Genomic DNA, 25,458 nt, shown 5'->3' on the forward strand with positions numbered 1-25,458 from the left:
CCATGAGCTCTCCCGCCGCGCCCGGCCCGGGCGACGCCACCCAGGTCATCCGGCTCTACCGGTCGGAGGACAAGATCCAGCCGCGTTCGGTGGATGGCTTCTACGCGCGCTGGCGCTGGGCCATCGTCGCGCTGACGCAGCTGGTCTTCTACGGTCTGCCCTGGCTGGGCTGGGGTGACCGGCCCGCGGTGCTCTTCGACCTGGAGGCGCGGCGTTTCTACGTCTTCGCGCTGGTGCTCTATCCGCAGGACTTCGTGTACCTCACGGCCCTGCTGATGATCTCGGCCTACGCGCTGTTCCTGTTCACCGCGGTGGCCGGCCGGCTGTGGTGCGGCTACGCCTGCCCGCAGACCGTCTACACCGAGATCTTCATGAAGGTGGAGCGTTGGTTCGAGGGCGACCGCAACGCGCGGCTCAAGCTCGACAAGGCGCCGTGGTCCCTGAACAAACTCTGGCGCAAGAGCGGCAAGCAGGCCGTGTGGATCGCCATCGGCCTGTGGACCGGCTTCACCTTCGTCGGCTACTTCACGCCCATCCGCACGCTGGGCGCCGAGGTGCTGGCGCTGGGCCTGGGCCCGTGGGAGACCTTCTGGGTGCTGTTCTACGGCTTTGCCACCTACGGCAATGCCGGCTACATGCGCGAGCAGGTCTGCAAGTACATGTGCCCGTATGCGCGCTTCCAGAGCGCGATGTTCGACCGCGACACGCTCATCGTCAGCTACGACCCCGTGCGCGGCGAGCCGCGCGGCAACAACGCCAAACGCAAGAAGGGCGACGAGCGCACGGCCGCGCTGGGCGACTGCATCGACTGCGGCCTGTGCGTGCAGGTCTGCCCCACCGGCATCGACATCCGCGACGGCCTGCAGTACGAATGCATCGGCTGCGCCGCCTGCGTGGATGTCTGCAACGGTGTGATGGACAAGATGGGCACGCCGCGCGGCCTGGTGCGCTACGACACCGAGAACGGCCTGGAGCAGCGGCTGGAAGGCGCGCAGCGCTGGCGCCGCGTGCTGCGCCCACGCGTGCTGATCTATGGCGGCGTGTTGCTGCTGATCTGCACCGCGCTGCTGTGGAGCCTGTTGTCGCGTCACAGCTTCCGGGTCGACATCGTCCGCGACCGCGCCTCGCTGGCGCGGCTGGTGGAGGACGGCTGGGTCGAGAACGTCTACCGCCTGCAGATCATGAACGCCACCGAGGCGCCGCAGCGCTACCGCCTGGAGGCCGACGGCCTGCCAGGGCTGGTGCTGAGCCAGGCCACCACGGTTGACATCGGCCCGGCCGAGGCGCGGTGGGTGGCGGTCGGCCTGCGCCTGCCGCCCGAGATCGCCCAGGGCCTGAAGTCCGGCGCGCACCCGGTGCACTGGCGTGTCGTTCGCCTCGGCGACGCGGCCGAGGCCGTGAACGAGAAATCCACTTTCGTCGTGCCGCGTTGACGGCAGGGAGACCCCGATGTCTGCATCCAACTCCGCATCCGCCTGGCGCCAGCCCATGGTCTGGCTGGTGGCCGGCGGTCCGGCCGCGGTGGTCGTGGCCAGCTTCATCACGCTGGCGCTGGCCATCCGCCACCCCGACCCGCCGCTGCAACTGCACGTCAGCGCCCCGGCCGCCGCCGAGGGCGGCGACGCTGCCGACCCGCGCGCCAACGCCGGTGACCCCGTGCCCGCGATGATGGGCCGCAACCACGCCGCCACCGGCGCCCCCGGAGCCCGGCGGTGACGGGCGCCCCCGGGCCGTCGCGTGTCGCGCGGTTCGCGATGGCCGTGGCCTGGGCGTCGTTTCTGGCGGCCGGGGTGATGGAGGCGCTGGTGTTCTCCGTCGTCGACCCGCAGGATCTGCGCTGGTTTGGCGGGGCGCCGGTGGATCTGTCGCCCCAGGCCGTCTACACGCTGAGCTTCCTGATCTTCTGGGGCGTCATCGCCGTCGGCGCCAGCCTCGCGCTACTGCTGGTCACGCTGCCGGAGGACGGTCGCCGCCCGCCACGTCACGCGCCGGGCTGGCCGCGCTGAGCGCAGCCGGCATGCCGCCGGGCACGACGCGCGCGCCGCGGTCATAGGTCCAGTAGGCCCAGGCCCAGTCGAGCAGCACGACGAAGCGGTTGCGGAAGCCGATCAGGAAGTACACGTGGGCGAACAGCCAGAACAGCCACGCGAAGTAGCCTGAGAAGCGCAACGCGCCGGCCGGCGTGCCCAGGTCCACCACGGCGCTGTGGCGGCCGATGGTGGCGAGGTTGCCGTAGTCCGCGTAGCGGAAGGCCTGCGTGGCTTCGCCGCGCAGCTGCCGACGGATGTTGGCGGCCGCACAGCGGCCCATCTGCTTGGCGCCGGGCGACACCCCCGGCACCGGCCGCGGCTCGCGCCCCGGCACATGGCTGTGCGCGGCGGCCAGGTCGCCGATGACCTGGATGCGCGGGTGGCCCGGCAGGCTCAGGTCGGGCGCGACGACGACGCGCCCGGCGCGGTCCAGCGCGCAGTCGGCGGTCTCGGCCAGCACCCGGCCCAGCGGCGACGCCGCCACACCGGCCGCCCACAGCACGCAGCGGCTGGGCAGGCGCTGCGGCCCGTCGGCCGTGCCCAGGTCCAGCCCCTGCGCATCGATGCCGGTCACGCGGGTGTTCAGCCGCACCTCCACGCCCAGCGCCGCCAGCTGCTCGCGGGCGCGCTCGCTGAGGCGCTCGGGCATGCTGGCCAGCACGCGCGGGCCGCCTTCCACGAGCAGGATGCGGGCCTGGCGCGGGTCGATGCGGCGGAACTCGCCGGGCAGCGTGTGGCGGGCGATCTCGGCCAGCGTGCCGGCCAGCTCCACGCCCGTGGGCCCGGCGCCGACGACGACGAACTGCAGCCAGGCCGCGCGCCGCGCCGGGTCGTCCTCGCGCTCGGCCGCCTCGAAGGCCCCTAGCACGCGACGGCGGATCTCGAACGCATCGTCCAGCGTCTTCAGGCCCGGCGCAAAGGCGGCCCATTCGTCGCGCCCGAAGTAGCTGTGCGTGGCGCCGGCAGCGACGATGAGGTGGTCCCAGCGCAGCCGGGCGCCGTCCTTCAGCGTCGCGATGCGCGCCTGCGCGTCGATGGCGATGACTTCGCCCAGCAGCGTCGTCACGTTGCGCTGGCGCCGGAACAGCTGGCGGATGGGCGCTGCGATCGACGGCGCGGACAGCCCGGCCGTCGCCACCTGGTAGAGCAGGGGCTGGAAGAGGTGGTGATTGGTCTTGTCGACGACGGTGATGTCGACATCGGCACCGCGGGAGCCGCAAAGGGCGCGGGCCGCCTCCAGGCCGCCGAAGCCGCAGCCGACGATGAGCACGTGAGGACGCATGCCGTCATCCTAGGCCGTCCGCCGCGTGGCGCGGCGCCGGCGCGCGATGGCCCAGCGAGGCGCTGGGGCGCTGCGCTCAGCAGGGGCTGTTGTTCACCAGGGCCTGCAGACCGGCGAGGTCGAGGATGCGCAGCTGGCGCTGCTTGACCTCCATCAGCCCCTCGTCCTGGAAGCGCGAGAAGGTGCGGCTCACCGTCTCCAGCTTCAGGCCCAGGTAGCTGCCGATCTCTTCGCGCGTCATGCGCAGCACCAGGCTGGAGCTGGAGAAGCCGCGGGCGTGCAGCCGCTGCGTCAGGTTCAGCAGAAAGGCGGCCAGCCGCTCCTCGGCGCGCATATTGCCCAGCAGCAGCATCACGCCGTGGTCGCGCACGATCTCGCGGCTCATGATCTTGTGGAACTGGTGCTGCAGCACACTGAACTCGCGTGACAGCCCTTCCAGCTGCGCGTAGGGGATCACGCAGACGGACGAGTCCTCCAGCGCCACGGCGTCGCAGCTGTGGCGGTCGCTGCTGATCCCGTCCAGCCCCAGCAGCTCGCCGGCCATCTGGAAGCCGGTCACCTGGTCGCGCCCGTCCTCGCTGCCCACGCAGGTCTTGAAGAAGCCGGTGCGCACCGCGTACAGCGCCTCGAAGCGCTCGCCGTTGTGGAACAGGTGCTCGCCGCGCGGCACCGTGCGGCGCTGGGCCACCAGGCCGTCGAGCTTCTGCAACTCGCCCGAGTTCAGGCCCACCGGCAGGCACAGCTCGCGCAGGTTGCAGCTGGCGCAGGCGACCTTGAGGGGTTCGAGCGAGGCGTTGGCGGCGGGGGCCGACGGCGCGGCGTTGAGGTTCACGCTCATCGGGTGGGGCAGGGTCGTCAACATGACAGGCATTCTTTGCCACGCCACCGGCGTAGGCCTTGACATGCATCAAGGCCTGGGCAACGCGGCATCGGCACAGTGTCGGCATGGCTGCTGTGACCGAATGCCCTCCCCAACTCGAGCTTGCCGACCTGCTGCGCCGCCACGACGTCTCAGGCCCGCGCTACACGTCCTACCCGACCGCCGACCGCTTTGTTGAGGCCTACCAGGGGCCGCAGCACCTGCAGGCGCTGCGGCAGCGCGGCACGGCCCAGCCGCTGTCGGTGTACGTGCACATCCCGTTCTGCGAGCAGCTCTGCTACTACTGCGCCTGCAACAAGATCATCACCAAGCACCACGAGCGTGCCGCGCCCTACCTGGACACGCTGACGCGCGAGATGGATCTCGTCGCCGGTGCGCTGGGCGGCCCGGCGCCGGTGTCGCAGCTGCACCTGGGCGGTGGCTCGCCGACCTTCCTGTCCGATGCCGAACTGGGTGAGCTGATGGCGCGGCTGCGCCAGCGCTTCAAGCTGCTGCCGGGCGCCGAGCTGTCCATCGAGGTGGATCCGCGCACGGTCGACCTGACCCGGCTGACCCACCTGCGCGGGCTGGGCTTCAACCGCCTGTCCTTCGGCGTGCAGGACTTCGACACCGCCGTGCAGAAGGCCGTGCATCGCGTGCAGCCGCTGGCGCAGGTGGCCGCGCTGATGCAACACGCCCGCGAGCTGGGCTTCTCGTCCACCAACGTGGACCTGATCTACGGCTTGCCGCTGCAGACGCCGGCCAGCTTCGCCCGCACCATCGCGCAGGTGGCCGAGCTGCGGCCGGACCGCATCGCGATGTACGCCTACGCCCACCTGCCGCAGCGCTTCAAGCCGCAGCGCCGCATCGCGGCCGAGCTGCTGCCGCCGGCCGGCGACAAGCTGGCCATGCTGTCGGGCGCCATCAGCGCACTGCTGGGCGAGGGCTACGACTACATCGGCATGGACCACTTCGCGCTGCCCGACGACCCGCTGGCCGTCGCCAAGCGGCAGGGCCTGCTGCACCGCGGCTTTCAGGGCTACTCCACGCAGCCGGACTGCGACCTCGTGGGCCTGGGCGTGTCGTCCATCAGCCGCGTGGGCGCGACCTATGCGCAGAACGCCAAGACGCTGGAGGAGTACGAGGACGCGCTGAACCAGCAGCAGCTGCCCGTGCAGCGTGGCCTGGCGCTGAACCGCGACGACCTGCTGCGCCGCGCCGTCATCATGGCGCTGATGTGCCAGGGGCGCGTGGAGTTCGAGTCCATCGCGGCGTCCTACCTCGTCGACGTGCCGAGCTACTTCGCGTCCGAGCTGACGCGCCTCGCGCCGATGGCCGCACAGGGCCTGGTGTCGCTGGAGCCGGGGGCCATCCAGGTCACGCCGCTGGGCTGGTACTTCGTGCGCGCCGTGGCGGCCGTGTTCGACCGCCACCTGCAGGCCGACGCGAGCCGCGAGCGCTTCTCCAAGATCATCTGAGCCACGCCCGTGGACACCGCCCTCATCCTGTCCGTCGCGCTGCTCGGGCTGGCGGGCATGCCGCATTGCGCCGCCATGTGCAGCGCGCCGTGCGCGCTGGCGGGCGGGCGCCGCCCGTTCAAGCTGCTGGCCGGGCGCGTGCTGGGCTATGCGGCCGGCGGCGCGGCGGCGGCGGCCTCGGCCCAGTTGCTGGCCCAGGCCACGCAAGGCATCACGCTGCTGCAGCCGGCCTGGGCGCTGCTGCAGGCGGCGCTGCTGCTGTTCGGGCTGCTGCTGCTGGTGCGAGGCCGCATGCCGGCCTGGCTGGGCAGCATCCGCTGGCGGCCGCAGCCGCGCCATGCGCTCGTGACCGGTGTGGCCTGGGTGCTGATGCCCTGTGGGCTGCTGCAGGGCGCGCTGCTGATGGCCAGCCTCACCGGCTCGGCGCTGAGCGGCGGCGTCGCGATGGCCGGCTTCGCACTGGCCAGCACGCCGGGCCTGCTGCTGGGGCCGCTGTGGCGCGCCCGGCTGCTCAAGCGCGGCGCTGACGGCGATGTGCTGGCGCTGCGCCTGGCCGGGTTGACGCTGGCCATCGGCGCCGGCTGGGGGCTGGCGCATGGCGTGTGGCAGCGCGTCATGCTGGCCTGCTGACGCCAGCCATAAACTCGCGCGGTTTCGTTTTTCCGACGCGCCTTGCTGCGCCCGTCCACGCCATGTCCACACACATCCAGCAGCCCGCCGGCGGGCAAAAGATCACCGCCAACGCCGACGGTACGCTGAACGTCCCCGACCAGCCCATCATTCCCTTCATCGAGGGCGACGGCGTTGGCGTGGACGTCACGCCGGTCATGCTCAAGGTGGTGGATGCCGCCGTCGCCAAGGCCTATAGCGGCGCGCGCCAGATCCACTGGATGGAGCTCTACGCCGGCGAGAAGAGTACGCGGTTGTACGGCGCCGACACCTGGCTGCCGGCCGAGACCGTGGCGGCCCTCAAGGACTGCCTGGTGGCCATCAAGGGCCCGCTGACCACGCCGGTGGGCGGCGGCATCCGCTCGCTCAACGTCACGCTGCGCCAGGAGCTGGACCTCTACGTCTGCCTGCGCCCGGTGCGCTACTTCAAGGGCGTGCCCAGCCCGGTGAAGGAGCCGCACAAGGTCAACATGGCCATCTTCCGGGAGAACTCGGAGGACATCTACGCCGGCATCGAGTACGAGGCCGGCAGCGACGCCGCCAAGAAGCTGATCGCCTTCCTGCGCGACGAACTGGGCGCCAAGAAGCTGCGCTTCCCCGAGACCTCGGCGCTGGGCCTCAAGCCGGTGTCGCGCGAGGGCACGGAGCGCCTGGTGCGCAAGGCCATCCAGTACGCCATCGACCACGACAAGCCCTCGGTCACGCTGGTGCACAAGGGCAACATCATGAAGTTCACGGAAGGCGCCTTCCGCGACTGGGGCTATGCGCTGGCGCAGCAGGAGTTCGGCGCCCAGCCCATCGACGGCGGCCCGTGGTGCCGGCTCACCAACCCGCGCACGGGCAAGACCATCACGGTCAAGGACGTCATTGCCGACGCCTTCCTGCAGCAGATCATCCTGCGCCCGGCCGAGTACAGCGTCATCGCCACGCTCAACCTCAATGGCGACTACATCTCCGACGCGCTGGCCGCGCAGGTGGGCGGCATCGGCATTGCGCCGGGCGCCAACATGAGCGACTCCATCGCGGTGTTCGAGGCCACGCACGGCACGGCGCCCAAGTACGCCGGCAAGGACTACGTGAACCCCGGCTCGTCCATCCTGTCGGCCGAGATGATGCTGCGCCACATGGGCTGGACCGAGGCGGCTGACCTCATCATCAGCGCGATGGAGCTGGCCATCCAGAGCAAGAAGGTCACCTACGACTTCGCGCGGCTGATGGACGGCGCGACGCAGGTGTCGTGCTCGGGCTTCGGGCAGGTGATGATCGACCACATGGCCTGAGCCTGTCGGGCAACAGCAGCGCGTGCGCGCCGCTGTTGCCGCCTTCAGCGTCACGGCGGCTCACGCCGGGCGATGCGATCGCGCGATCGGCGTGCGCACGCAGATCACGGGTGGCGCGCCGGCTGATCCGGCTTCTTGCTGGCGAACGGGAAGGCACTGCCGCCAGCGCCCTTGGGCGGAATGCGCAGGGACAGCACCATCGTGACGGCCAGCGTGACGGCGGTGAAGCCGAGCGAGAACGCCACCGGGATCTTGTAGACGTCGATCAGCAGCATCTTGGCGCCAATGAACACGAGCACGATGGCCAGGCCGTAGCTGAGCAGGTGGAAGCGCTCGTGCATGTTGGCCAGCAGGAAGTACATCGCACGCAGGCCGAGGATCGCGAACACGTTGGACGTGAGCACGATGAAGGGGTCGGTCGTGATGGCGAAGATGGCCGGGATGGAGTCGACTGCAAACACGATGTCGACGATGCCGATCAGCAGGATCACCACGAGCAGCGGCGTGGCCATCTTGACGCCGTTGTTGACGGTGAAGAACTTCTCACCGTCGTAGTTCGGCGAGATCTTGAAGCGGCTGCGGATCCACTTCAGCGCCGGGTTGTTGTCCAGGTCGGGTTCCTGGCCGGCGGCCCACCACATCTTGATGCCGGTGAAGAGCAGGAATGCGCCGAACACGTAGAGGATCCAGTGGAACTGCGCGATCAGCCAGGCCCCCACCAGAATCATCGCCGCCCGCAGCACCAGCGCCCCGAGGATGCCGATCATCAGCACGCGCTTCTGGAACTCTGCCGGCACCGCGAAGTAGGTGAACAGCATCAGGAACACGAAGATGTTGTCGACCGCCAGCGCCTTCTCGATCAGGTAGCCGGTCAGGAACTCGAGAGACTTGGCGTTCGCGACGGCGCGCGCAGCCTCGTCGGTGCTGGTGCCGCCGAGGTGCCACCAGATCCAGCCCATGAACACGAAGGACACGCCGACCCAGACGACCGACCAGATGGCCGCCTCGCGCGTGCTGACGCGATGGGCGCCCTGTTTGCTCATCGCAAAGAAGTCAACCAGCAGGGCCACCAGCACGAAGGCGGCGAACAAGGACCACATGAGTGGTGAGCCGATGGATTGCATGTGGGGTCTTCAGGTGAGTTGATCGAAGGCGGCGGGTGACCAGTGACGCGCCCGGCACGTCGCCGCCGAAAACACCGCACTGTCGCTGCGGCCCTCGCTCGGAGAAATCAGCTTTTCGAGAACGTGAACATCGCAAAAAGCTGTGCTTTGCCGGGCATGTTGCCGCTGTCGTGGGGGCAGGGCAGCCGGCGCGAGCGCACCGGGGCTTGCGGCACCGCGTCGCTATGCTGCACGGCACCACTGAAGGAGCCGCCATGGATCTCGACAGCCCAGGCCTTGCCACCCGGCGCGCCGTGTTGGGTGATGCCTATGTTGACGCCGCACTCGCCAAGGTCACGCCGTTCACTGAGCCGCTGCAGGAACTGGTGACCCGCCACGCCTGGGGCAATACCTGGCAACGCCCGGGCCTGGACCTGCGCACGCGCAGCATCGTCACCGTGTCCATGCTGGTGGCGCTGGGCCGCATGCACGAGCTCAAGACCCATGTGCGCGGGGCGCTGAACAACGGCGTCACGCCGCAGGAGCTGCAGGAGATCTTCCTGCACGCCAGCGTCTACTGCGGCTTCCCGGCGGCCGTGGACGCGTTCCGGGCCGCCGCCGAGGTGGTGGACGGCAAGGCCTGACCCCGGCGGCGCCGGCCGGCTGGCCGCGCGCCGCCATCTCGCCCGACCTTGCACCAGGTCAAGGACAGCGGCGGGATGCAGCCTGAGCATGCCCGGTTTCTCACTGCACCCAGGCTGCCATGACCTCTTCCTCCTTGTTCGACCGCGTGGCCGTCGCCGGCCTGCGCCCGCTGCGACTGGCCGGTCGCTCGCTGCTGCCCATCGTGCAGGGCGGCATGGGCGTGGGCATCTCGGCCCACCGGCTGGCGGGCAACGTCGCGGCGCAGGGCGCGTGGGGCACCATCGCCTCGGTGGACCTGCGGCGCCACCACCCTGACCTGATGGCGCGCAGCGAGGGCCTGACTGACGCCGACGCCAAGAAAGCCGCCATTCAGCAGGCCAACCAGGAGGCGCTGGCCCGCGAGATCCAGGCCGCGCGGCAGATCGCGGGCGGGCAGGGCCTGCTGGCGGTCAACGTGATGCGCGCCGTCAGCGACTACGCGGCCTCGGTGCGCACGGCGCTGGCCCAGGGCGTGGACGCCTTGGTGGTGGGCGCCGGCCTGCCGCTGGACCTGCCCGAGCTGGCGCAGGACCACCCGCAGACCGCACTGGTGCCCATCCTGTCCGACGCGCGCGGCGTCGCGCTGCTGTGGAAGAAGTGGGAGCGCAAGGGCCGCCTGCCCAGCGCCATCGTCATCGAGCACCCGGCCCACGCGGCTGGCCACCTTGGCGCGGCCCGCGTGGCCGACGTCAACGACGAGCGCTTCTCGTTCGAGACGGTGCTGCCGGCCGTGCGCCAGCTCATCCGTGACGCCGGGGTTGAGGGCCAGGTGCCGCTGGTCGCGGCCGGCGGCGTGCGCCGCTGCGAGGACATCCAGCACCTGCAGTCGCTGGGCGCCGATGCGGCCCAGCTGGGCACGGCGTTTGCGGCCACCACCGAGTGCGACGCCCACCCCGACTTCAAGCAGGTGCTGGCCGGTGCGCGCGACGACGAGTTGATCGAGTTCACCAGCGTTGCCGGCCTGCCGGCCCGCGCGGTGCGCACGCCCTGGCTGGAGCGCTACCTGAAGGCCGAGCCGCGCCTGCAGGCCGTCGCCCAGCTCAAGCAGCACTGCACCATGGCCTTCGACTGCCTGGCGCAATGCGGGCTGCGCGACGGGCTCAAGGGCTGGGGCCAGTTCTGCATCGACCAGCGCCTGGCCGCCGCGCTGCGCGGCGACATGGCCAAGGGCCTGTTCTTCCGCGGCCGCGGTGCTTTGCCGTTCGGCGGCCAGATCGCCAGCGTGCGCCAGCTGCTGGAGCGGCTGCTCACGCCTGGCGTGCCGCTGGGCACGCCCGCTTGAGGCGGTGCGCGGCTGGCTGACCCCTCAGCCCGGCGGCGTGAACAGCTGGGCCTGCGCCCGCGGCTCGCTGATCTGCACGCGAACGTGGCAGCCGCCGGGCGCCAGCCCCTGCGGCGGCGCCATGCCGTGGCTCACTGCCATCAGCGCCCAAGGCCATGGCGTGGTGGCGGGGCCGGTGCGGGCCCGTACCAATTCGGTAGACACGGGCCAGCCCGGCTCGTGCGCCACCGGTGGCTCGCACCAGTGCGTGACCCAGCCGGGCCGCGGCTGACGCGGCGGCGGCGGCGCCAGCACCAGGCCGTGGAGCTCTTGCCGCTGTTGCCAGCGCTGCAAGCTGGCCAGCAGGCTGCGCTCGCTGCGGCCGAGTTGCCGTGCGCAGTGTGCGAACGGATGAGCGCTCAGGGCCAGCCCTGCTTCCAGCGCGGCAGCCAGGGCAGGGTCACCGCGCGGCCCTTCGCTCGGCGTGTCACCGGGTTGGGCCGGCTGCACGCACAGCTGCGCGCTGGGGGCGGCCGTCAGGCGTTTGAGCTGGGCCGACAGGCCGTTCGCGTCCAGGGCTTCCAGCTCCGCCCATAAGCCATGCGCGGCGCGGGCGTCTGCGGCCGGCACGACCTGTTCGATGCGCACGCAGCCGGGCAGCGCGGCAAGCGCATTCAGCAGCGTCGTGTCCGCAGCGTCGAAGAAGACCCGCCAGCGCTCGGTGACCAGGCCCGGGCCCCAGCGTGCGTGGATGGGCTGCAGCGCGCCGCTGGCCAGCAGCCCGGCGCAGGTGCGGATCAACTCCAGCGGCGTGCTGCCGCTGCGGCTGGCGAGTTGGCGGAAGGGGGCGGGCGTGAGCGGCAGGCCGTCGCGCCAGCCCTGGGTCAGGGTGGGGCGCAGTCCCGCACAGCAGCTGGAGGGCGTGGGCCTGGGCATGATCGCCATGCTGCGACGGGGCAACGTCGCGAACCTTGATCTGCTGCAAGACTCGTCGTGTTGCTGCCCGGCCCATGCCCTGCAGGCGACCGTGGCCGGATGTTTCAGGCATGCTGGTCGCCCATGGACACCGCCTCCCGCCCCTTGCACAGCCCGCCAGCCGTCGGCTTTGACGCGCCGTTCGAGATGCTGCACGCCTGCCATGAGCGCGTGCTGCGCACCTTGGATCTGCTGCTGCGCCTGCAGGCCCATCTGGCTGCCCACGGTGCCGATGTCCAGGCGCGCGACGCCGCGCGGGACATCCTGCGCTACTTCGATCTCGCCGCGCCTGAGCATCATGCGGACGAGGAGCGCCATGTGCTGCCTCGGCTGCGGGCGCTGCAGCAGCATGCGCTGGCCGATCGGGTGCAGGCCGAGCACCGTGACATGGACGCCCGCTACGCCGCGATCCGCCCGGGTCTGTGGGCGCTGGCGCAAGACGGGCGGGTGCCGGCAACGGGCCTGTGGTCGGCATTCGCGGCGCTCTACCGTGCCCATGTGGCGCTGGAAGAGTCGCTGGCCTATCCACCCGCGGCGGCGGGCCTGGACGGGCCGGCCCTTGCCGCCATGGGCGCTGAGATGGCCGCGCGGCGCCGCGCGCCCTGACCGCGGCCGAGGGCGGGCGCCAAAAAGCAGATGGCCTCCGAGGAGGCCATCATGCGTTGGGCAGGGCCGGCGTTGCCGGCCCGCGCATCAGGCGGATCAGGCCGACAGCTTGTCCAGTGCGGCGTTGAACGTGGCGCTGGGGCGCATCACCACGTCGAGCTTGGCGGCGTCCGGCAGGAAGTAGCCGCCGATGTCCACCGGCTTGCCCTGCACGGCCTTCAGCTCGTCGGCGATCTTGGCTTCGTTGGCCGTCAGCGCCTCGGCCACCGGCTTGAAGCGCGCGGCCAGGTCAGCGTCTTCCGTCTGCGCGGCCAGTTCCTGGGCCCAGTACAGGGTCAGGTAGAAGTGGCTGCCGCGGTTGTCCAGTTCGCCGGTCTTGGGGCTCGGGCCCTTGCCGTTGTCCAGCAGCTTGCCGGTGGCGGCATCCAGCGTCTTGGCCAGCACGGTGGCCTTGGCGTTCTTGTTCTTCAGGCCCAGGTCTTCCAGGCTGACGGCCAGGGCCAGGAATTCACCCAGCGAGTCCCAGCGCAGGTGGTTCTCTTCCACCAGCTGCTGCACGTGCTTAGGGGCCGAGCCGCCCGCGCCCGTCTCGTACATGCCGCCACCGGCCATCAGCGGCACGATAGACAGCATCTTGGCCGACGTGCCCAGCTCCATGATGGGGAACAGGTCGGTCAGGTAGTCGCGCAGGATGTTGCCCGTGGCGCTGATGGTGTCCAGGCCGCGGATCACGCGCTCCAGCGTGTAACGCATGGCGCGGACCTGGCTCATGATCTGGATGTCCAGGCCCGTGGTGTCGTGCTCGTGCAGGTACATCTTGACCTTGCGGATCAGCTGCGCCTCGTGCGGGCGGTAGCTGTCCAGCCAGAAGACCACCGGCATGCCGGAGTTGCGGGCGCGGTTGACGGCCAGCTTCACCCAGTCGCGGATCGCGGCGTCCTTGCACTGGCACATGCGCCAGATGTCGCCCTGCTCGACCTCCTGGCTCAGCAGCACCTCACCCGTTTCCAGGTCGGTGATGTTGGCCACGCCGTCTTCCGAGATCTCGAAGGTCTTGTCGTGCGAGCCGTATTCCTCGGCCTGCTGGGCCATCAGGCCGACGTTGGGCACCGTGCCCATGGTCTTGGGGTCGAAGGCGCCGTGCCACTTGCAGAAGTTGATCATCTCCTGATAGATGCGGGCGAAGGTCGACTCGGGCATCACGGCCTTCACGTCCTTCAGGCGGCCATCGGCGCCGTACATCTTGCCGCCGCTGCGGATCATGGCCGGCATGGAGGCGTCCACGATGATGTCGTTGGGCGAGTGGAAGTTGGTGATGCCCTTGGCCGAGTCCACCATCGCCAACTCGGGGCGGTGCTCGTGGCAGGCATGCAGGTCACGCTTGATCTCTTCCTGCTTGGAGGCGGGCAGGGTGGCGATCTTGGTGTAAAGGTCCACCATGCCGTTGTTGACGTTCACGCCCAGCTCGTCGAACAGCTTGGCGTGCTTCTCGAAGGCTTCCTTGTAGAAGATCTTCACGCAGTGGCCGAACACGATGGGGTGGCTCACCTTCATCATGGTGGCCTTCACGTGCAGCGAGAACATCACGCCGGTCTTGCGCGCGTCTTCGATCTCACGCTCGTAGAACGCCAGCAGGGCCTTCTTGCTCATGAACATGGAGTCGATGACTTCGCGGTCCAGCAGGTCGACCTTGGGCTTCAGGACGATGGTCTTGCCGCTCTTGGTGATCAGCTCCATCTTGACGCTGCGGGCGCGGTCCAGCGTCAGCGACTTTTCACCGTGATAGAAGTCGCCGTCGTGCATGTGCGAGACGTGCGAACGCGAGGCCTGGCTCCAGGCGTCCATGCGGTGCGGGTTCTTGCGGGCGTATTCCTTGACGGCCTTGGGCGCGCGGCGGTCGGAGTTGCCTTCACGCAGCACCGGGTTCACGGCCGAGCCGATGCACTTGTTGTAGCGCGCGCGGATGTCCTTCTCTTCGTCCGTCTCGGGCTTCTCGGGGAAGTTGGGGATCGCGTAGCCCTTGTCCTGCAGTTCCTTGATGGCGGCCTTGAGCTGGGCCACCGAGGCGCTGATGTTGGGCAGCTTGATGATGTTGGCTTCGGGCTTGAGCGTCAGCTTGCCCAGGGCAGCCAGGTTGTCGGGCGCGCGCTGCGCCTCGGTCAGCAGTTCCGGGAACTGGCCCAGGATGCGGCCGGCCACCGAGATGTCGCTGGTGACGACCTCGATGCCCGCCTGAGCGGCAAAGCGCTGGACGACCGGCAGCAGCGAGGCGGTGGCCAGGCGGGGGGCTTCATCGGTCAGGGTGTAGACGATCTTGGGCGTTTCGGCGGTCATGAGGGTGTTCCGGTGAATGTCGAATCTCGGCAGCGCGGCGGCCACGCGGCAGCGCGCAAGCCCCGAACTCTAGCAAGCCGTCTCGCGTCGACGCGCAAGCAGCCTTCGCCGAGCCGCCGCGCGCAGGGCCGCAACGCAAAAGCCCCGCGGGCTTGCGGGCCGCGGGGCTTGCCGTCGGGGGCGTTTGGCGCCGGGCTCAGGAGGCCTGCAGCTGCTCCGCGCCGTTGCGGGCTGCTTCCATCGGCGTGATGTTCTGTGCCAGCTGGCCCTTGGGGCCCTGGACCAGGTCGAACTGCACCTGGCTGCCCTGCTTCAGTGTGCGAAAGCCTTCCATCTGGATGGCCGAGAAATGGGCGAACACGTCATCGCCGCCGGCCTCCGGCTCGATGAACCCAAAGCCCTTGGCGTCGTTGAACCATTTGACTTTGCCCAGCGCCATCATCTTGTCTCCGTTCTTTGAGGCACCTCCCAGGGAGGCGGACGTGGATTCTGGTAGCGCGACAAATGGCGTCAATTCGGGACCTTCCCGGCCGGGTTCACCCCAGGACGCTTGCATTCCCGGGGGATGGCGCCAACTGCCAGCCATCCTCGGGGAAATACCCCCGTCGATAGAATCGCCGCATGCCTGTGCTCCCCGTTTTCTCACCGCTGAACCAGTCGGCCCCGCCGCCGCCCGCGCCCCCGATACGGCCGGGCAAGGATGAGGGTGATGGGGCCGTTGTTGTCGAGCGCCAGACGCAGAAGACCGAGCCGCCCCGGCTCTATCAGGTGCTGCTGCTGAACGACGACTTCACCCCGATGGAGTTTGTAGTCATGGTTCTGCAGGAATTTTTCCGGCATGACCTGGATACGGCGACGCAGATCATGCTCAAAATCCACCACGAGGGTCGCGGGGTCTGCGGTGTGTTCACCAAGGATGTTGCAGCCACCAAGGTGGAGCTGGTGCTGGCCGCCTCCCGGCGTGCCGGCCATCCCCTGCAGTGCACTATGGAGGCCGCATGATTGCGCAAGAGCTTGAAGTCAGTTTGCACATGGCGTTCGTCGAGGCACGCCAGCAGCGGCACGAATTCATCACCGTCGAGCACCTGCTGCTCGCGCTGCTGGACAACCCCAGCGCCGCCGAGGTGCTGCGTGCGTGCGCTGCCAACCTTGACGACCTGCGCAAGAGCCTGACGCAGTTCATCAAGGAAAACACGCCCATGGTGGGCGGCACCGACGAGGTGGACACCCAGCCCACGCTCGGCTTCCAGCGCGTCATCCAGCGCGCCATCATGCATGTGCAGAGCACGGGCAGCGGCAAGAAGGAAGTGACCGGTGCCAACGTGCTTGTCGCCATCTTCGGCGAGAAGGACTCGCACGCCGTCTATTACCTGCACCAGCAGGGCGTGACACGGCTGGACGTCGTCAACTTCATCGCCCACGGCATCAAGAAGACCGACCCCGAGCCGCCCAAGGCGCCGGAAGGCCAGCAGCAGGGCCAAGAAGGCGAGCGTGAAGAAGGCGAGGGCGGCAGTGCCAAGGCATCGCCGCTGGAGCAGTTCACGCAGAACCTCAACCAGCAGGCCAAGGACGGCAAGATCGACCCGCTGATCGGCCGCGAGAGCGAGGTCGAGCGCGTCGTGCAGGTGCTGTGCCGTCGCCGCAAGAACAATCCGCTGCTGGTCGGCGAGGCCGGCGTGGGCAAGACCGCCATCGCCGAGGGCCTGGCTTGGCGCATCACCGAAGGCGAGGTGCCGGAGGTGCTGGCCGACGCCATCGTCTACTCGCTGGACATGGGCGCGCTGCTGGCGGGCACCAAGTACCGCGGTGACTTCGAGCAGCGCCTGAAGGCCGTGCTCAAGGCGCTGAAGGAGCAGCCGCACGCCGTGCTGTTCATCGACGAGATCCACACGCTGATCGGCGCCGGTGCGGCGTCGGGCGGCACGCTGGACGCCAGCAACCTGCTGAAGCCGGCGCTGTCGTCGGGCCAGATGAAGTGCATCGGCGCGACGACCTTCACCGAGTACCGCGGCATCTTCGAGAAGGACGCGGCGCTCAGCCGCCGCTTCCAGAAGGTCGACGTGGCCGAGCCGTCGGTGGAGCAGACGGTCGAGATCCTGAAGGGCCTGAAGAGCCGCTTCGAGGAACACCACTCGGTCAAGTACGCGCTGGGTGCACTGCAGGCGGCGGCTGAGTTGTCGGCCAAGTACATCAACGACCGCCACCTGCCGGACAAGGCCATCGACGTCATCGACGAGGCCGGGGCCGCGCAGCGCATCCTGCCCAAGAGCAAGCAGAAGAAGACCATCACGCGCGCCGAGGTGGAAGACATCGTCGCCAAGATCGCGCGCATCCCGCCTGCGTCCGTCAACAGCGACGACCGCAGCAAGCTCAAGACCCTGGACCGCGACCTGAAGAGCGTCGTGTTCGGTCAGGACCCGGCCGTCGACGCGCTGGCCGCCGCCATCAAGATGGCGCGCTCGGGCCTGGGACGGCCCGACAAGCCGGTGGGCAGCTTCCTGTTCAGCGGCCCGACGGGTGTGGGCAAGACCGAAGTCGCCAAGCAGCTGGCCTACATCCTGGGCATCGAGCTGATCCGCTTCGACATGTCCGAGTACATGGAGCGTCACGCCGTCAGCCGCCTGATCGGCGCGCCTCCGGGCTATGTTGGCTTCGACCAGGGTGGCCTGCTGACCGAGGCCGTCACGAAGAAGCCCCATGCCGTGCTGCTGCTCGACGAGATCGAGAAGGCCCACCCGGACGTCTTCAACGTGCTGCTGCAGGTCATGGACCACGGCACGCTGACCGACAACAACGGGCGCAAGGCCGACTTCCGCAACGTCATCATCATCATGACGACGAACGCGGGCGCCGAGATCATGAACAAGGCCACCATCGGCTTCACCACCCAGCGCCAGCAGGGCGATGAAATGGCCGACATCAAGCGCCTGTTCACGCCCGAGTTCCGCAACCGGCTGGATGCCATCGTGTCCTTCCGTCCGCTGGACGAGGAGATCATCCTGCGCGTGGTCGACAAGTTCCTGCTGCAGCTGGAAAGCCAGCTGCAGGAGAAGAAGGTCGAGGTCAGCTTCTCCGACGCGCTGCGCAAGCAGCTCGCCAAGAAGGGCTTCGACCCGCTGATGGGCGCGCGGCCGATGCAGCGCCTCATCCAGGACACCATCCGCCGGGCGCTGGCCGACGAGCTGCTGTTCGGCAAGCTGGTGGACGGCGGCCGCCTCAGCGTGGACGTGAACGAGCAGGGCGAGACGGTGCTGGACATCCAGCCCACGCCGCCCAAGCCCAGCAAGGACGGCAAGCCCAAGGCCGAGCCGGCCACGGCCTGAAGCCAGGTCTGAAGACATGAAAGGACGCCGCGGCGTCCTTTTTTGTGGTCAGGCGGCTGGGTCTTGCCTGAAGAAGTCCGCCAGCAGGCGGTACATCGCGGGCTCCTCGGTGCGCATCACGGCCGGAGCGACGAAGAAGGCCTCAACGGCCACAGCGAAGAACTCCTCGACCGCTTCGCCGCCGTAGGTGTCGATGAGCGTCTCCGCGCCGGCATCGAGGCGGGCGCAGAACTTCTCCCACTCGGCGTCGATGACGGTGATCCAGCGCTCGCGCGCTGCCGTGTCCAGCGGCGGCACGCCGTCGGCCACGCCGTCGCGCATGTCGATGACGTGGGCGAACTCGTGGATGACGACATTGAAGACCGCGTCCGCGCCGAACTGCGCGGGGTCATCGCTGACGGCGATGGCCTGCCAGGCGAGCATCAGCGGCCCGCCTTCCATGGCCTCGCCGGCCAGTTCCTCGTCGTACTCGTGGACGACGCCATCCTCATCCTGGAAGCTGCGCTGCGCGACCACCTCGCCAGCATGCATGACGATGCCGACGAAGCCGTCGTACCAGGAGAGCCCCAGCCGCAGCACCGGCAGGCAGGCCTGCGCCGCGACGGCCACGGCCACTTCGTCGGTGACCTCGAAGCCGTCGACGCCGTGGAACTCCTTGGTCGCCAGGAACAGGCTGCACAGCCGACGCAACTCGGTGAGGTCACCCTCACTGCGCTGGGCCAGGAAGGGGTAGCGCAGCAGCGTCAGTTGCCACAGCGCGTCGGGGATGGCGTGGCGCTGGACGGCACGTTGCTCGCGCCAGTTCTTGATGGCCCGGAGGATCACAGCGGCAGCCGTTGCAGGCCGGCTGCGGACAGGCGGATCGCGTCGCCGCGCGGCGGTGTGGTCTCGAAGTCCCAGTCCGACAGCACGACCCGTCGCAGGCCGTCACCCAGGTCATGCTCGGCCGGGCGATGCGTGTGGCCGTGGATCAGCGTCGTCGCGCCGGCCTCGCGCAGCAGCGCGCGGCAGGCGTCGGCATCGAGGTCGGTGGCCATCAGCTGGGCGGTCTGCGAGGCGCGGCTCTGTTCGCGCGCCTGGCGGCCGAAGGCCTGGCGCTCGGCCAGCGGTTTGGCGAGAAAGCCCGCTTGCCAGGCGGTGGAGCGGCTCGTCGCACGCCAGGCCTGGTAGCCGGTGTCGGCCAGGCACTGCGCATCGCCATGCGCCAGCAACCAGCGCTGGCCGAAGGCGTCCAGCACCGTCGGGTCGGGCAGGGCGGTCATGCCGGCGTCGGCCAGCAACTCGTGGCCGACGAGAAAGTCGCGGTTGCCGGCCATGAAGAACAGGTCCAGCCGCTGCGAGGCCTTGCGCAGCATTGCGACGGCGCCGGCCTCGAAGGGTTCGTGGCGGGCGTCATCGCCCACCCAGACCTCGAAGATGTCGCCCAGCAGCAGTACGGCATCGGCCGTGGTGCGGGCGAGGTGCGCTTCAAGCCGAGCCAGCGTGCCCGGCGTGTCCGGCCCCAGGTGCAGGTCAGACAGCAGGTCCACCTGCTGCCATTGCGCCGGCGCCATCAGCGTGTGGGTCAAACCTCGACGGCCTTCTCGATGACCACGGCCTCGACCGGCACGTCGTCATGGAAGCCGGAGCGGCTGGTCTTGACCTTCTCGATCTTGTCGACGACATCCTGGCCCTCGACGACCTTGCCGAACACGGCATAGCCCCAGCCCGACGGGCTCTCGGACTTGAAGTCCAGGAAGCCGTTGTTCGTCGTGTTGATGAAGAACTGCGCCGTGGCCGAGTGCGGCGCGTTGGTGCGCGCCATGGCCAGCGTGTAGTGGGCGTTCTTCAGGCCGTTGTTGGCCTCGTTCTGGATGGGTGCCTCGGTGGGCTTTTGCTTCATGCCGGGCTCGAAGCCGCCGCCCTGGATCATGAAGCCCTTGATGACGCGGTGGAACACCGTGCCGTCATAGTGGCCGGCGCGCACGTACTGCAGGAAGTTGGCGACGGACAGCGGCGCCTTCTCGGCGTCCAGCTCGATGAGGATGTCGCCGTGGTTGGTGGTGAGTTTGACTTGGCTCATTTTTTGGCAGGCTCGACGAGAGCCTTGGTGATGAAGATGGGCTTGAGGGGCAGATTTTCGTGGATGCCGCGCGGGGCCGTCTCGGCCGCGCGGATCTTGTCGACAACGTCCATGCCCTCGACCACCTGGCCGAACACCGCGTAGCCGCTGCGCGGATTGGCCGGATCGGCGTCGAGGTAGGGGTTGTCGACGACGTTGATGAAGAACTGCGACGTTGCGGAGTTGGGGTCACCCGTGCGGGCCATGGCGATGCTGCCGCGCAGGTTGGACAGGCCGTTGCCCGCTTCCAGCGGGATGGGCGGCTTGGTCGGGCGCTGGTTCAGCTTGGCGTCGTAGCCGCCGGTCTGCACCATGAAATTCGGGATGACGCGGTGGAAGATGACGCCGTTGTAGTGGCCGGCCTTCACGTATTGCAGGAAGTTGGCGACCGACTTGGGTGCCTTTTCGGCGTTGAGCTCGATGCGGATGTCGCCTTCGCTGGTCTGCAGCTTGACGGTCTGGGCCGAGGCGCTGGCGGCAGCCAGCAGCGCGGCAACGAGGAGGGCGGTCTTGGTCATGCGGGAGTTCAGCGGGTCTTGTGGGAGGTGGTCAGCGCCAGCGTGGCGCTGATCTTGCCGGTCAGCGCATCGCTGGGCGCGACAGCGAGCTTCTGCGCGCGCTGATAGGCACGTAGCGCCAGACGCATCAGCACGTCGCCCAGATTCTCCTGCGCCTGCGCATGGTCGGGCTGCAGGCGCAGTGCCTGCTCCAGCGCGGCCTGGGCCTGGTCCAGTTCGCCGGCCGCCGCATGCAGCACGGCCAAGTTGTTGTAGGGGTCGGCGAGGTCGGGGAAGTCCTGCGTCAGCCGCGTGAAGAGCGTCTTGGCTTTGGCGTTGTCGCCCAGTTCCATGCGCATGACGCCGAGCGCGAAGCGCAATTGGAGGTCGTCCGGCGTCCGCGTCAGGGCTTGCTCGATCTGCTCGATGGCCTGGGTCTTCTGGCCGGCCAGCCACAGGCGCTGGGCGGCGGCCACGTCGTTGGCTTGCGCGGGCGCTGCGGCCAGGGCGGCGAGCAGCACCAGGGAGTGGAGGGTCAGGCGCATGAGGGTTGTGGCGGAGGCGCCAAAAGGGGTGGCCGGTATACTGAAAGGATTCTATGAGCCCCGCCTGGTCGGCCCCGGTGCGGGGCTTCTTGTTGGTGGCTTGCTCCTGAGGTCGCCCCTCGTTTCCCGTCTCATGTCCCTGCGCGTCCACAACTCCCTCAGCCGCACTCTCGAAGACTTCAAGCCGCTCGTGCCTGGCCAGGTGCGCATGTACGTGTGTGGCATCACGGTCTACGACATGTGCCACATGGGGCACCTGCGCATGAACATGGCGTTCGACGTCATCTACCGCTGGCTGCGCGCCAGCGGCTACGCGGTCACCTATGTGCGCAACGTGACGGACATCGATGACAAGATCATCAAGCGCGCGGTCGAGCGCGGCATCACCATCCGCCAGCTCACCGAGGAGATGACGGCCGCGATGCACGAGGACTTTGCCGCCGTCGGTCTGCTGCGTCCCGACCATGAGCCGCGCGCGACAGAGTACGTGCCGCAGATGCTGTCGCTGATCGAGCGTCTGGAGCAGCGCGGTCTGGCCTACCGCGCCGAAGGCGGCGACGTGAACTACGCCGTGCGCAAGTTCGACGGCTACGGCAAGCTGAGTGGCAAGAGCATCGACGACCTGCGTGCCGGCGAGCGTGTGGCCGTGGACGACGGCAAGCTCGACCCGCTGGACTTCGTGCTCTGGAAGGCCGCCAAGGCCGAGGAACCGGCCGACGCCAAGTGGGCCGCCCCGTTCGGCGAAGGCCGCCCGGGCTGGCACATCGAGTGCTCGGCCATGAGCTGCGCGCTGCTGGGCGAGAGCTTCGACATCCATGGCGGTGGCGCCGACCTGCAGTTCCCGCACCACGAGAACGAGATCGCGCAGAGCGAGGGCGCAGGCTACGGCTTTGCGACCTACTGGTTGCACAACGGCTTCCTGAATGTCGATGGCGAGAAGATGTCCAAGAGCCTGGGCAACTTCTTCACCATCCGCGACGTGCTGCAGAAGTTCGACGGCGAGACGCTGCGCTTCTTCATGCTGCGGACCCACTACCGTCGGCCATTCAACTTCAGTGACGCGCACCTGGAAGATGCCCGCACCGCGCTGACGCGCCTGTACACGGCGCTGGATGCCGTGCCGCCGGCCGACGTCACGATTGACTGGGCGGAGCCCCACGCCGCCGCGTTCAGAACAGCGATGGACGAGGACTTCGGCACGCCCGGCGCAGTCGCCGTGTTGTTCGACCTCGTCAACGAGGTCAACCGTGACCGCTCGCCGCAGAAGGCGGGCCTGTTGAAGGCGCTGGCCGGTGTGTTGGGTGTGTTGCAGCAGGCGCCGCGCGCCTACCTGCAAGGCGGTTCTGGCAGCGATGACGCGGCGTGGATTGAAGAGCGCATCGCCGCACGTGCCGCAGCCAAGGCCGCCAAGGACTTCGCTGGCGCCGATGCCATCCGCGCCGAACTGTCGGCCAAGGGCATCACGCTGAAGGACGCTGCCGGCGGCACGACCTGGGTCAAGAGCTGATGGCCACCAAGACCCCCGCCGAGGTCACGCCCGACTACTGGGACGAGGCCTGCAAACACCTGGTCAAGCGTGACCGGGTCATGAAGAAGCTCATCCCGCAGTTTGGTGAGGCTCGGCTGCAAAGCCGGCGCGACGCCTTCGCGACGCTGGCGCGCTCCATCGTCGGCCAGCAGATCTCCGTCAAGTCGGCGCAGTCGGTCTGGCATCGCTGGTCGGCCCTGATGCCCAAGCTGCAGCCGGCCGCCGTGCTGGCCCTGGACGTGGAGGCACAGCGTGGTGCCGGCCTGTCCGCGCGCAAGGTCGACTATCTGCGCGACCTGGCGGAGCACTTCAACTCCGGCCAAGTTCATGTGCGCCAGTGGGCGCAGATGGACGATGAGGCCATCATCGAGGAGCTCATCGCCATCCGTGGCATCGGCCGCTGGACGGCCGAGATGTTCCTCATCTTTCACCTGATGCGCCCCAACGTGATGCCGCTTGACGACGTCGGCCTGCTGAAGGGCATCAGCGAAAATTACTTCTCCGGAGAGCCTGTCTCCCGGGCCGAGGCACGTGAGGTCGGTGACGCCTGGGCGCCCTACCGCTCTGTCGCCGTTTGGTACATTTGGCGCAGCCTCGATCCGCTACCTGTGGACTACTGATGAGCAAAAAACACTTCCTGGAATTTGAGCAGCCGATCGCTGAACTCGAGACCAAGATCGAAGAACTGCGCTACGTGCAGAGCGAGTCGGCCGTCGACATCTCCGAGGAGATCGACCGCCTCTCCAAGAAAAGCCAGCAGCTGACCAAGGAGGTTTACTCCAACGTCGCGCCCTGGCAGGTCTACCAGATCGCCCGCCACCCGCAGCGCCCGCAGACGCTGGACTATTGCGCGGAAGTCTTCACCGAGTTCCAGGAGTTGCACGGTGACCGCCATTTCGCGGACGACGCGGCGATCGTCGGCGGCTTGGCGCGCTTCAACGGCCAGGCGTGCATGGTCATCGGCCACCAGCGCGGCAGCGACGCCAAGGAGCGCACGCTGCGCAACTTCGGCATGCCGCGCCCCGAGGGTTACCGCAAGGCACTGCGCCTGATGAAGCTGGCCGAGAAGTTCGGCCTGCCCGTGTTCACCTTCATCGACACCATGGGCGCTTACCCTGGCATCGGTGCCGAAGAGCGCGGCCAGTCCGAGGCCATCGGCCGCAACATCCTGGAGATGGCGCAGCTGGAAGTGCCCATCATCGCCACCGTCATCGGCGAAGGCGGCTCTGGCGGCGCGCTGGCCATCGGCGTGGCCGACCAGGTGCTGATGCTGCAGTTTTCGGCTTACTCGGTGATCTCGCCCGAAGGCTGCGCCTCCATCCTCTGGAAGAGCAGCGAGCGCGCCTCCGACGCTGCCGAGGCCCTGGGCATCACGGCCCACCGCCTGAAGGCCATGGGCCTGATCGACAAGATCATCAGCGAGCCCGTGGGCGGCGCCCACCGCGACCCGCGTCAGATGGCGTCCAACCTGAAGCGCGCGCTCAGCGATGCGCTGCGCCAGGTCAGCGACCTGAAGACCCGCGAGCTGCTGGATCGCCGTTACGAGCGCGTCCAGGCCTATGGCCGCTTCAGCGATACCAAGAATCGCTGACAACGACCTCGTCGCGGTCGCCTTCAGTGGCGGCCTCGACTCCACGGCACTGCTGCACGCCGCCACCCGCTCGGGTGCGCGTGTCTTGGCGCTGCATGTTCACCACGGCCTGCAGGCGCAGGCGGATCACTGGGTTGGGCACTGCGAGCAGGTCGCGCGTGAGCTTGGCGCCGCCTTCGCCTGCACGCGACTGACCGGCGCGCCAGCAGACGGCGACAGCATCGAGGCCTGGGCCCGCGACGGGCGACACCGCGCACTGCATGAGATGACCGTCGAGGCCGGCGGTGACCTGCTGCTGCTCGCCCACCATCGCCAGGACCAGGCCGAGACCTTTCTGCTGCAGGCCATGCGGGGGGCAGGTCTTGCCGGCCTCGCGGGCATGCCCCGGGCGCAGTGGCGTGATGGTCTGTGCTGGGCGCGGCCGTGGCTGAACCAGCCGCGCGCGCTGATCCATGCGTATGCCGTCCAGCATGGGCTGCGCTGGATCGAGGATCCCAGCAACGACGACGCCCGTTTCGCGCGCAACCGACTGCGCCAGGCGCTGTGGCCGGCGTTTCCGGCTGCGCAGGCGGGTCTGGCCCAGGCGGCGCGCTGGGCGCAGCAGGCTGGCGCCTTGGCGGCCGAGGTCGCCGCCGAGGATCTGGCGCACTTGGCCAGTGCCGACAGGCTGGATCTGGCGGCACTCGCGCAACGGTCACCTGCGCGCGCCAGCAATGCGTTGCGGGCTTGGCTTGCGACGCACATGGCGGCACCTGCGAGCCTGGTCGAGCGCCTGTTGGCCGAATGGCAGCCGGGGGCGACGCAGACGTGGCCCGCGCCGGGCGGGGCGCTGCATGCCTACCGCGATGGCCTTTATTGGGCGCCCGCGGCTGCGCAGGCGCCGGCGCCGGCGGCGGTGGACCTGAGCCGCCCGGGGCTGCACCCGCAGCCTGGTTGGGGCGGGGCTTGGTGGGTGCAGGCCGGCAAGCCGGGCATCGCGCCCGCGCGGCTCGCGCGCTTGACTCAGCGTGCGCGCGGCGGTGCTGAGCAGTTTCAGCGGGCGCCTGGTGCTGTGCCACGCAGCCTGAAGAAGGCGAGCCAGGCCGCGGGCCTGCCGCCCTGGCGGCGCGCCGGGCCGCTGCTGTTCGACGGCGAGCAACTGGTCGCGATGGCCGGGCTTGGCATGGACGCTCGTGCCTTCGCCAGCCAAGATGAGCCGGCGCTTTCTTTACGTTGGCTGGACGACTCCGCCTTGCCTCAGCGCGAAGGCAAGGCCGAATCAGCCGCATAAAATCGGGGGTTTGCGAGTGTGCCGTCCCGGCCGCTCCGTCTT

26 protein-coding genes and 1 pseudogene are annotated in these 25,458 nt (G+C 68.9%); 16 read left to right on the forward strand and 11 right to left on the reverse strand.

What is annotated here, in order from left to right:
• The first annotated feature begins 2 nt into the window (after positions 1–2).
• From ccoG to NYO99_RS19905, 3 genes are read left to right on the forward strand one after another with little or no spacing between them, the layout of a single operon-like run.
• Positions 3–1,433: a cytochrome c oxidase accessory protein CcoG gene (gene ccoG / locus NYO99_RS19895; protein WP_268169046.1), complete on the forward strand. Its 1,431-nt coding sequence runs from the start codon at positions 3–5 to the stop codon at positions 1,431–1,433.
• 16 nt (positions 1,434–1,449) lie between these two features.
• Positions 1,450–1,716 carry a hypothetical protein gene (locus NYO99_RS19900; protein WP_268169047.1) on the forward strand — a complete coding sequence of 89 codons (267 nt, stop codon included), beginning with the start codon at positions 1,450–1,452 and terminating at the stop codon, positions 1,714–1,716.
• The gene (locus tag NYO99_RS19905; RefSeq protein ID WP_268169048.1) at positions 1,713–2,006 is read left to right on the forward strand and encodes a hypothetical protein; all 294 of its coding nucleotides are present in this window, start codon (positions 1,713–1,715) and stop codon (positions 2,004–2,006) included. The genes NYO99_RS19900 and NYO99_RS19905 overlap by 4 nt, the downstream gene beginning before the upstream one ends.
• Here the strand turns inward: NYO99_RS19905 and NYO99_RS19910 are convergent.
• Entirely contained in the window at positions 1,948–3,312 is a 1,365-nt protein-coding gene (locus NYO99_RS19910; RefSeq protein WP_268169049.1) for an NAD(P)/FAD-dependent oxidoreductase, read from the reverse strand. The two genes, NYO99_RS19905 and NYO99_RS19910, sit on opposite strands and share 59 nt — an antisense overlap.
• Before the next feature lie 76 nt (positions 3,313–3,388).
• Positions 3,389–4,150, reverse strand: coding sequence for a fumarate/nitrate reduction transcriptional regulator Fnr (gene fnr, locus NYO99_RS19915; RefSeq protein WP_268169213.1), 762 nt, complete (start codon positions 4,148–4,150; stop codon positions 3,389–3,391).
• A gap of 107 nt (positions 4,151–4,257) precedes the next feature.
• On the opposite strand from fnr, the gene hemN reads away from it, so the two are divergent.
• The 3 genes from hemN to icd all read left to right on the forward strand — a co-directional run bounded on the left by hemN (position 4,258) and on the right by icd (position 7,598).
• Complete coding sequence (gene hemN / locus NYO99_RS19920) at positions 4,258–5,649, forward strand: oxygen-independent coproporphyrinogen III oxidase (protein WP_268169050.1); 1,392 nt, start codon at positions 4,258–4,260, stop codon at positions 5,647–5,649.
• A gap of 9 nt (positions 5,650–5,658) precedes the next feature.
• Positions 5,659–6,279, forward strand: a complete 621-nt coding sequence (locus NYO99_RS19925; RefSeq protein ID WP_268169051.1) for a sulfite exporter TauE/SafE family protein — start codon at positions 5,659–5,661, stop codon at positions 6,277–6,279.
• Between the two features lie 62 nt (positions 6,280–6,341).
• Entirely contained in the window at positions 6,342–7,598 is a 1,257-nt protein-coding gene (icd, locus tag NYO99_RS19930; protein ID WP_268169052.1) for an NADP-dependent isocitrate dehydrogenase, read from the forward strand.
• 104 nt (positions 7,599–7,702) lie between these two features.
• Here icd and NYO99_RS19935 read toward each other — a convergent pair whose 3' ends face one another.
• A complete protein-coding gene (locus NYO99_RS19935; RefSeq protein ID WP_268169053.1) occupies positions 7,703–8,722 on the reverse strand; it encodes a TerC family protein in 1,020 nt (339 codons plus the stop codon).
• A 254-nt stretch (positions 8,723–8,976) separates the two neighbouring features.
• On the opposite strand from NYO99_RS19935, the gene NYO99_RS19940 reads away from it, so the two are divergent.
• Both NYO99_RS19940 and NYO99_RS19945 read left to right on the forward strand, forming a co-directional pair.
• Positions 8,977–9,345 (forward strand): carboxymuconolactone decarboxylase family protein, encoded by a 369-nt coding sequence (locus NYO99_RS19940; RefSeq protein ID WP_268169054.1) that lies wholly within the window; start codon positions 8,977–8,979, stop codon positions 9,343–9,345.
• 119 nt (positions 9,346–9,464) lie between these two features.
• Positions 9,465–10,667, forward strand: coding sequence for an NAD(P)H-dependent flavin oxidoreductase (locus NYO99_RS19945; RefSeq protein ID WP_268169055.1), 1,203 nt, complete (start codon positions 9,465–9,467; stop codon positions 10,665–10,667).
• A 24-nt stretch (positions 10,668–10,691) separates the two neighbouring features.
• Here the strand turns inward: NYO99_RS19945 and NYO99_RS19950 are convergent, their stop codons facing one another.
• Entirely contained in the window at positions 10,692–11,582 is an 891-nt protein-coding gene (locus NYO99_RS19950; protein WP_268169056.1) for a hypothetical protein, read from the reverse strand.
• A 123-nt stretch (positions 11,583–11,705) separates the two neighbouring features.
• Here NYO99_RS19950 and NYO99_RS19955 point away from each other — a divergent pair, with 123 nt between their 5' ends.
• Positions 11,706–12,227, forward strand: coding sequence for a hemerythrin domain-containing protein (locus NYO99_RS19955; protein WP_268169057.1), 522 nt, complete (start codon positions 11,706–11,708; stop codon positions 12,225–12,227).
• Between the two features lie 96 nt (positions 12,228–12,323).
• Here NYO99_RS19955 and NYO99_RS19960 read toward each other — a convergent pair whose 3' ends face one another.
• Together NYO99_RS19960 and NYO99_RS19965 are read right to left on the reverse strand one after the other, a co-directional pair.
• On the reverse strand, positions 12,324–14,561 hold the full coding sequence (locus tag NYO99_RS19960; RefSeq protein ID WP_268169058.1) for an NADP-dependent isocitrate dehydrogenase: 2,238 nt from the start codon (positions 14,559–14,561) through the stop codon (positions 12,324–12,326).
• A 196-nt stretch (positions 14,562–14,757) separates the two neighbouring features.
• Entirely contained in the window at positions 14,758–15,000 is a 243-nt protein-coding gene (locus tag NYO99_RS19965; RefSeq protein WP_268169059.1) for a cold shock domain-containing protein, read from the reverse strand.
• A gap of 182 nt (positions 15,001–15,182) precedes the next feature.
• On the opposite strand from NYO99_RS19965, the gene clpS reads away from it, so the two are divergent.
• Positions 15,183–15,563, forward strand: a complete 381-nt coding sequence (gene clpS, locus NYO99_RS19970; protein WP_268169060.1) for an ATP-dependent Clp protease adapter ClpS — start codon at positions 15,183–15,185, stop codon at positions 15,561–15,563.
• On the forward strand, positions 15,560–17,884 hold the full coding sequence (gene clpA / locus NYO99_RS19975) for an ATP-dependent Clp protease ATP-binding subunit ClpA (protein ID WP_268169061.1): 2,325 nt from the start codon (positions 15,560–15,562) through the stop codon (positions 17,882–17,884). Before clpS ends, clpA begins: the two co-directional genes overlap by 4 nt.
• Before the next feature lie 48 nt (positions 17,885–17,932).
• On the opposite strand, the gene NYO99_RS19980 is transcribed toward clpA, so the two are convergent.
• From NYO99_RS19980 to NYO99_RS20000, 5 genes are read right to left on the reverse strand one after another with little or no spacing between them, the layout of a single operon-like run.
• Positions 17,933–18,706 (reverse strand): M90 family metallopeptidase, encoded by a 774-nt coding sequence (locus NYO99_RS19980; RefSeq protein ID WP_422395523.1) that lies wholly within the window; start codon positions 18,704–18,706, stop codon positions 17,933–17,935.
• A complete protein-coding gene (locus tag NYO99_RS19985; protein ID WP_326494845.1) occupies positions 18,706–19,452 on the reverse strand; it encodes a UDP-2,3-diacylglucosamine diphosphatase in 747 nt (248 codons plus the stop codon). The genes NYO99_RS19980 and NYO99_RS19985 overlap by 1 nt, the downstream gene beginning before the upstream one ends.
• Entirely contained in the window at positions 19,449–19,946 is a 498-nt protein-coding gene (locus NYO99_RS19990; protein WP_268169063.1) for a peptidylprolyl isomerase, read from the reverse strand. Before NYO99_RS19990 ends, NYO99_RS19985 begins: the two co-directional genes overlap by 4 nt.
• Positions 19,943–20,503, reverse strand: a complete 561-nt coding sequence (locus NYO99_RS19995; RefSeq protein WP_268169064.1) for a peptidylprolyl isomerase — start codon at positions 20,501–20,503, stop codon at positions 19,943–19,945. The genes NYO99_RS19990 and NYO99_RS19995 overlap by 4 nt, the downstream gene beginning before the upstream one ends.
• An 8-nt stretch (positions 20,504–20,511) precedes the next feature.
• Positions 20,512–21,027 (reverse strand): tetratricopeptide repeat protein, encoded by a 516-nt coding sequence (locus NYO99_RS20000; protein WP_268169065.1) that lies wholly within the window; start codon positions 21,025–21,027, stop codon positions 20,512–20,514.
• Between the two features lie 133 nt (positions 21,028–21,160).
• Between NYO99_RS20000 and cysS the strand changes: the two genes are divergently transcribed.
• The 5 genes and pseudogenes from cysS (at position 21,161) to NYO99_RS20025 (ending at position 25,416) form a co-directional block, all read left to right on the forward strand.
• Positions 21,161–22,534, forward strand: a complete 1,374-nt coding sequence (gene cysS, locus NYO99_RS20005) for a cysteine--tRNA ligase (protein WP_268169066.1) — start codon at positions 21,161–21,163, stop codon at positions 22,532–22,534.
• Positions 22,534–23,175, forward strand: coding sequence for a DNA-3-methyladenine glycosylase family protein (locus tag NYO99_RS20010; RefSeq protein WP_268169067.1), 642 nt, complete (start codon positions 22,534–22,536; stop codon positions 23,173–23,175). The genes cysS and NYO99_RS20010 overlap by 1 nt, the downstream gene beginning before the upstream one ends.
• Positions 23,175–24,146, forward strand: coding sequence for an acetyl-CoA carboxylase carboxyltransferase subunit alpha (locus tag NYO99_RS20015; protein WP_268169068.1), 972 nt, complete (start codon positions 23,175–23,177; stop codon positions 24,144–24,146). Before NYO99_RS20010 ends, NYO99_RS20015 begins: the two co-directional genes overlap by 1 nt.
• Positions 24,115–24,636, forward strand: a pseudogene (gene tilS, locus NYO99_RS20020) (tRNA lysidine(34) synthetase TilS); the annotation flags it as partial. The gene NYO99_RS20015 and the pseudogene tilS, both read left to right, overlap by 32 nt.
• Positions 24,637–24,759: 123 nt before the next feature.
• A complete protein-coding gene (locus NYO99_RS20025) occupies positions 24,760–25,416 on the forward strand; it encodes a tRNA(Ile)-lysidine synthetase (protein ID WP_268169215.1) in 657 nt (218 codons plus the stop codon).
• Positions 25,417–25,458: the final 42 nt, after the last annotated feature.

Source organism: Roseateles hydrophilus, assembly GCF_026712245.1.
GTDB lineage: Bacteria > Pseudomonadota > Gammaproteobacteria > Burkholderiales > Burkholderiaceae_C > Pelomonas > Pelomonas hydrophilus.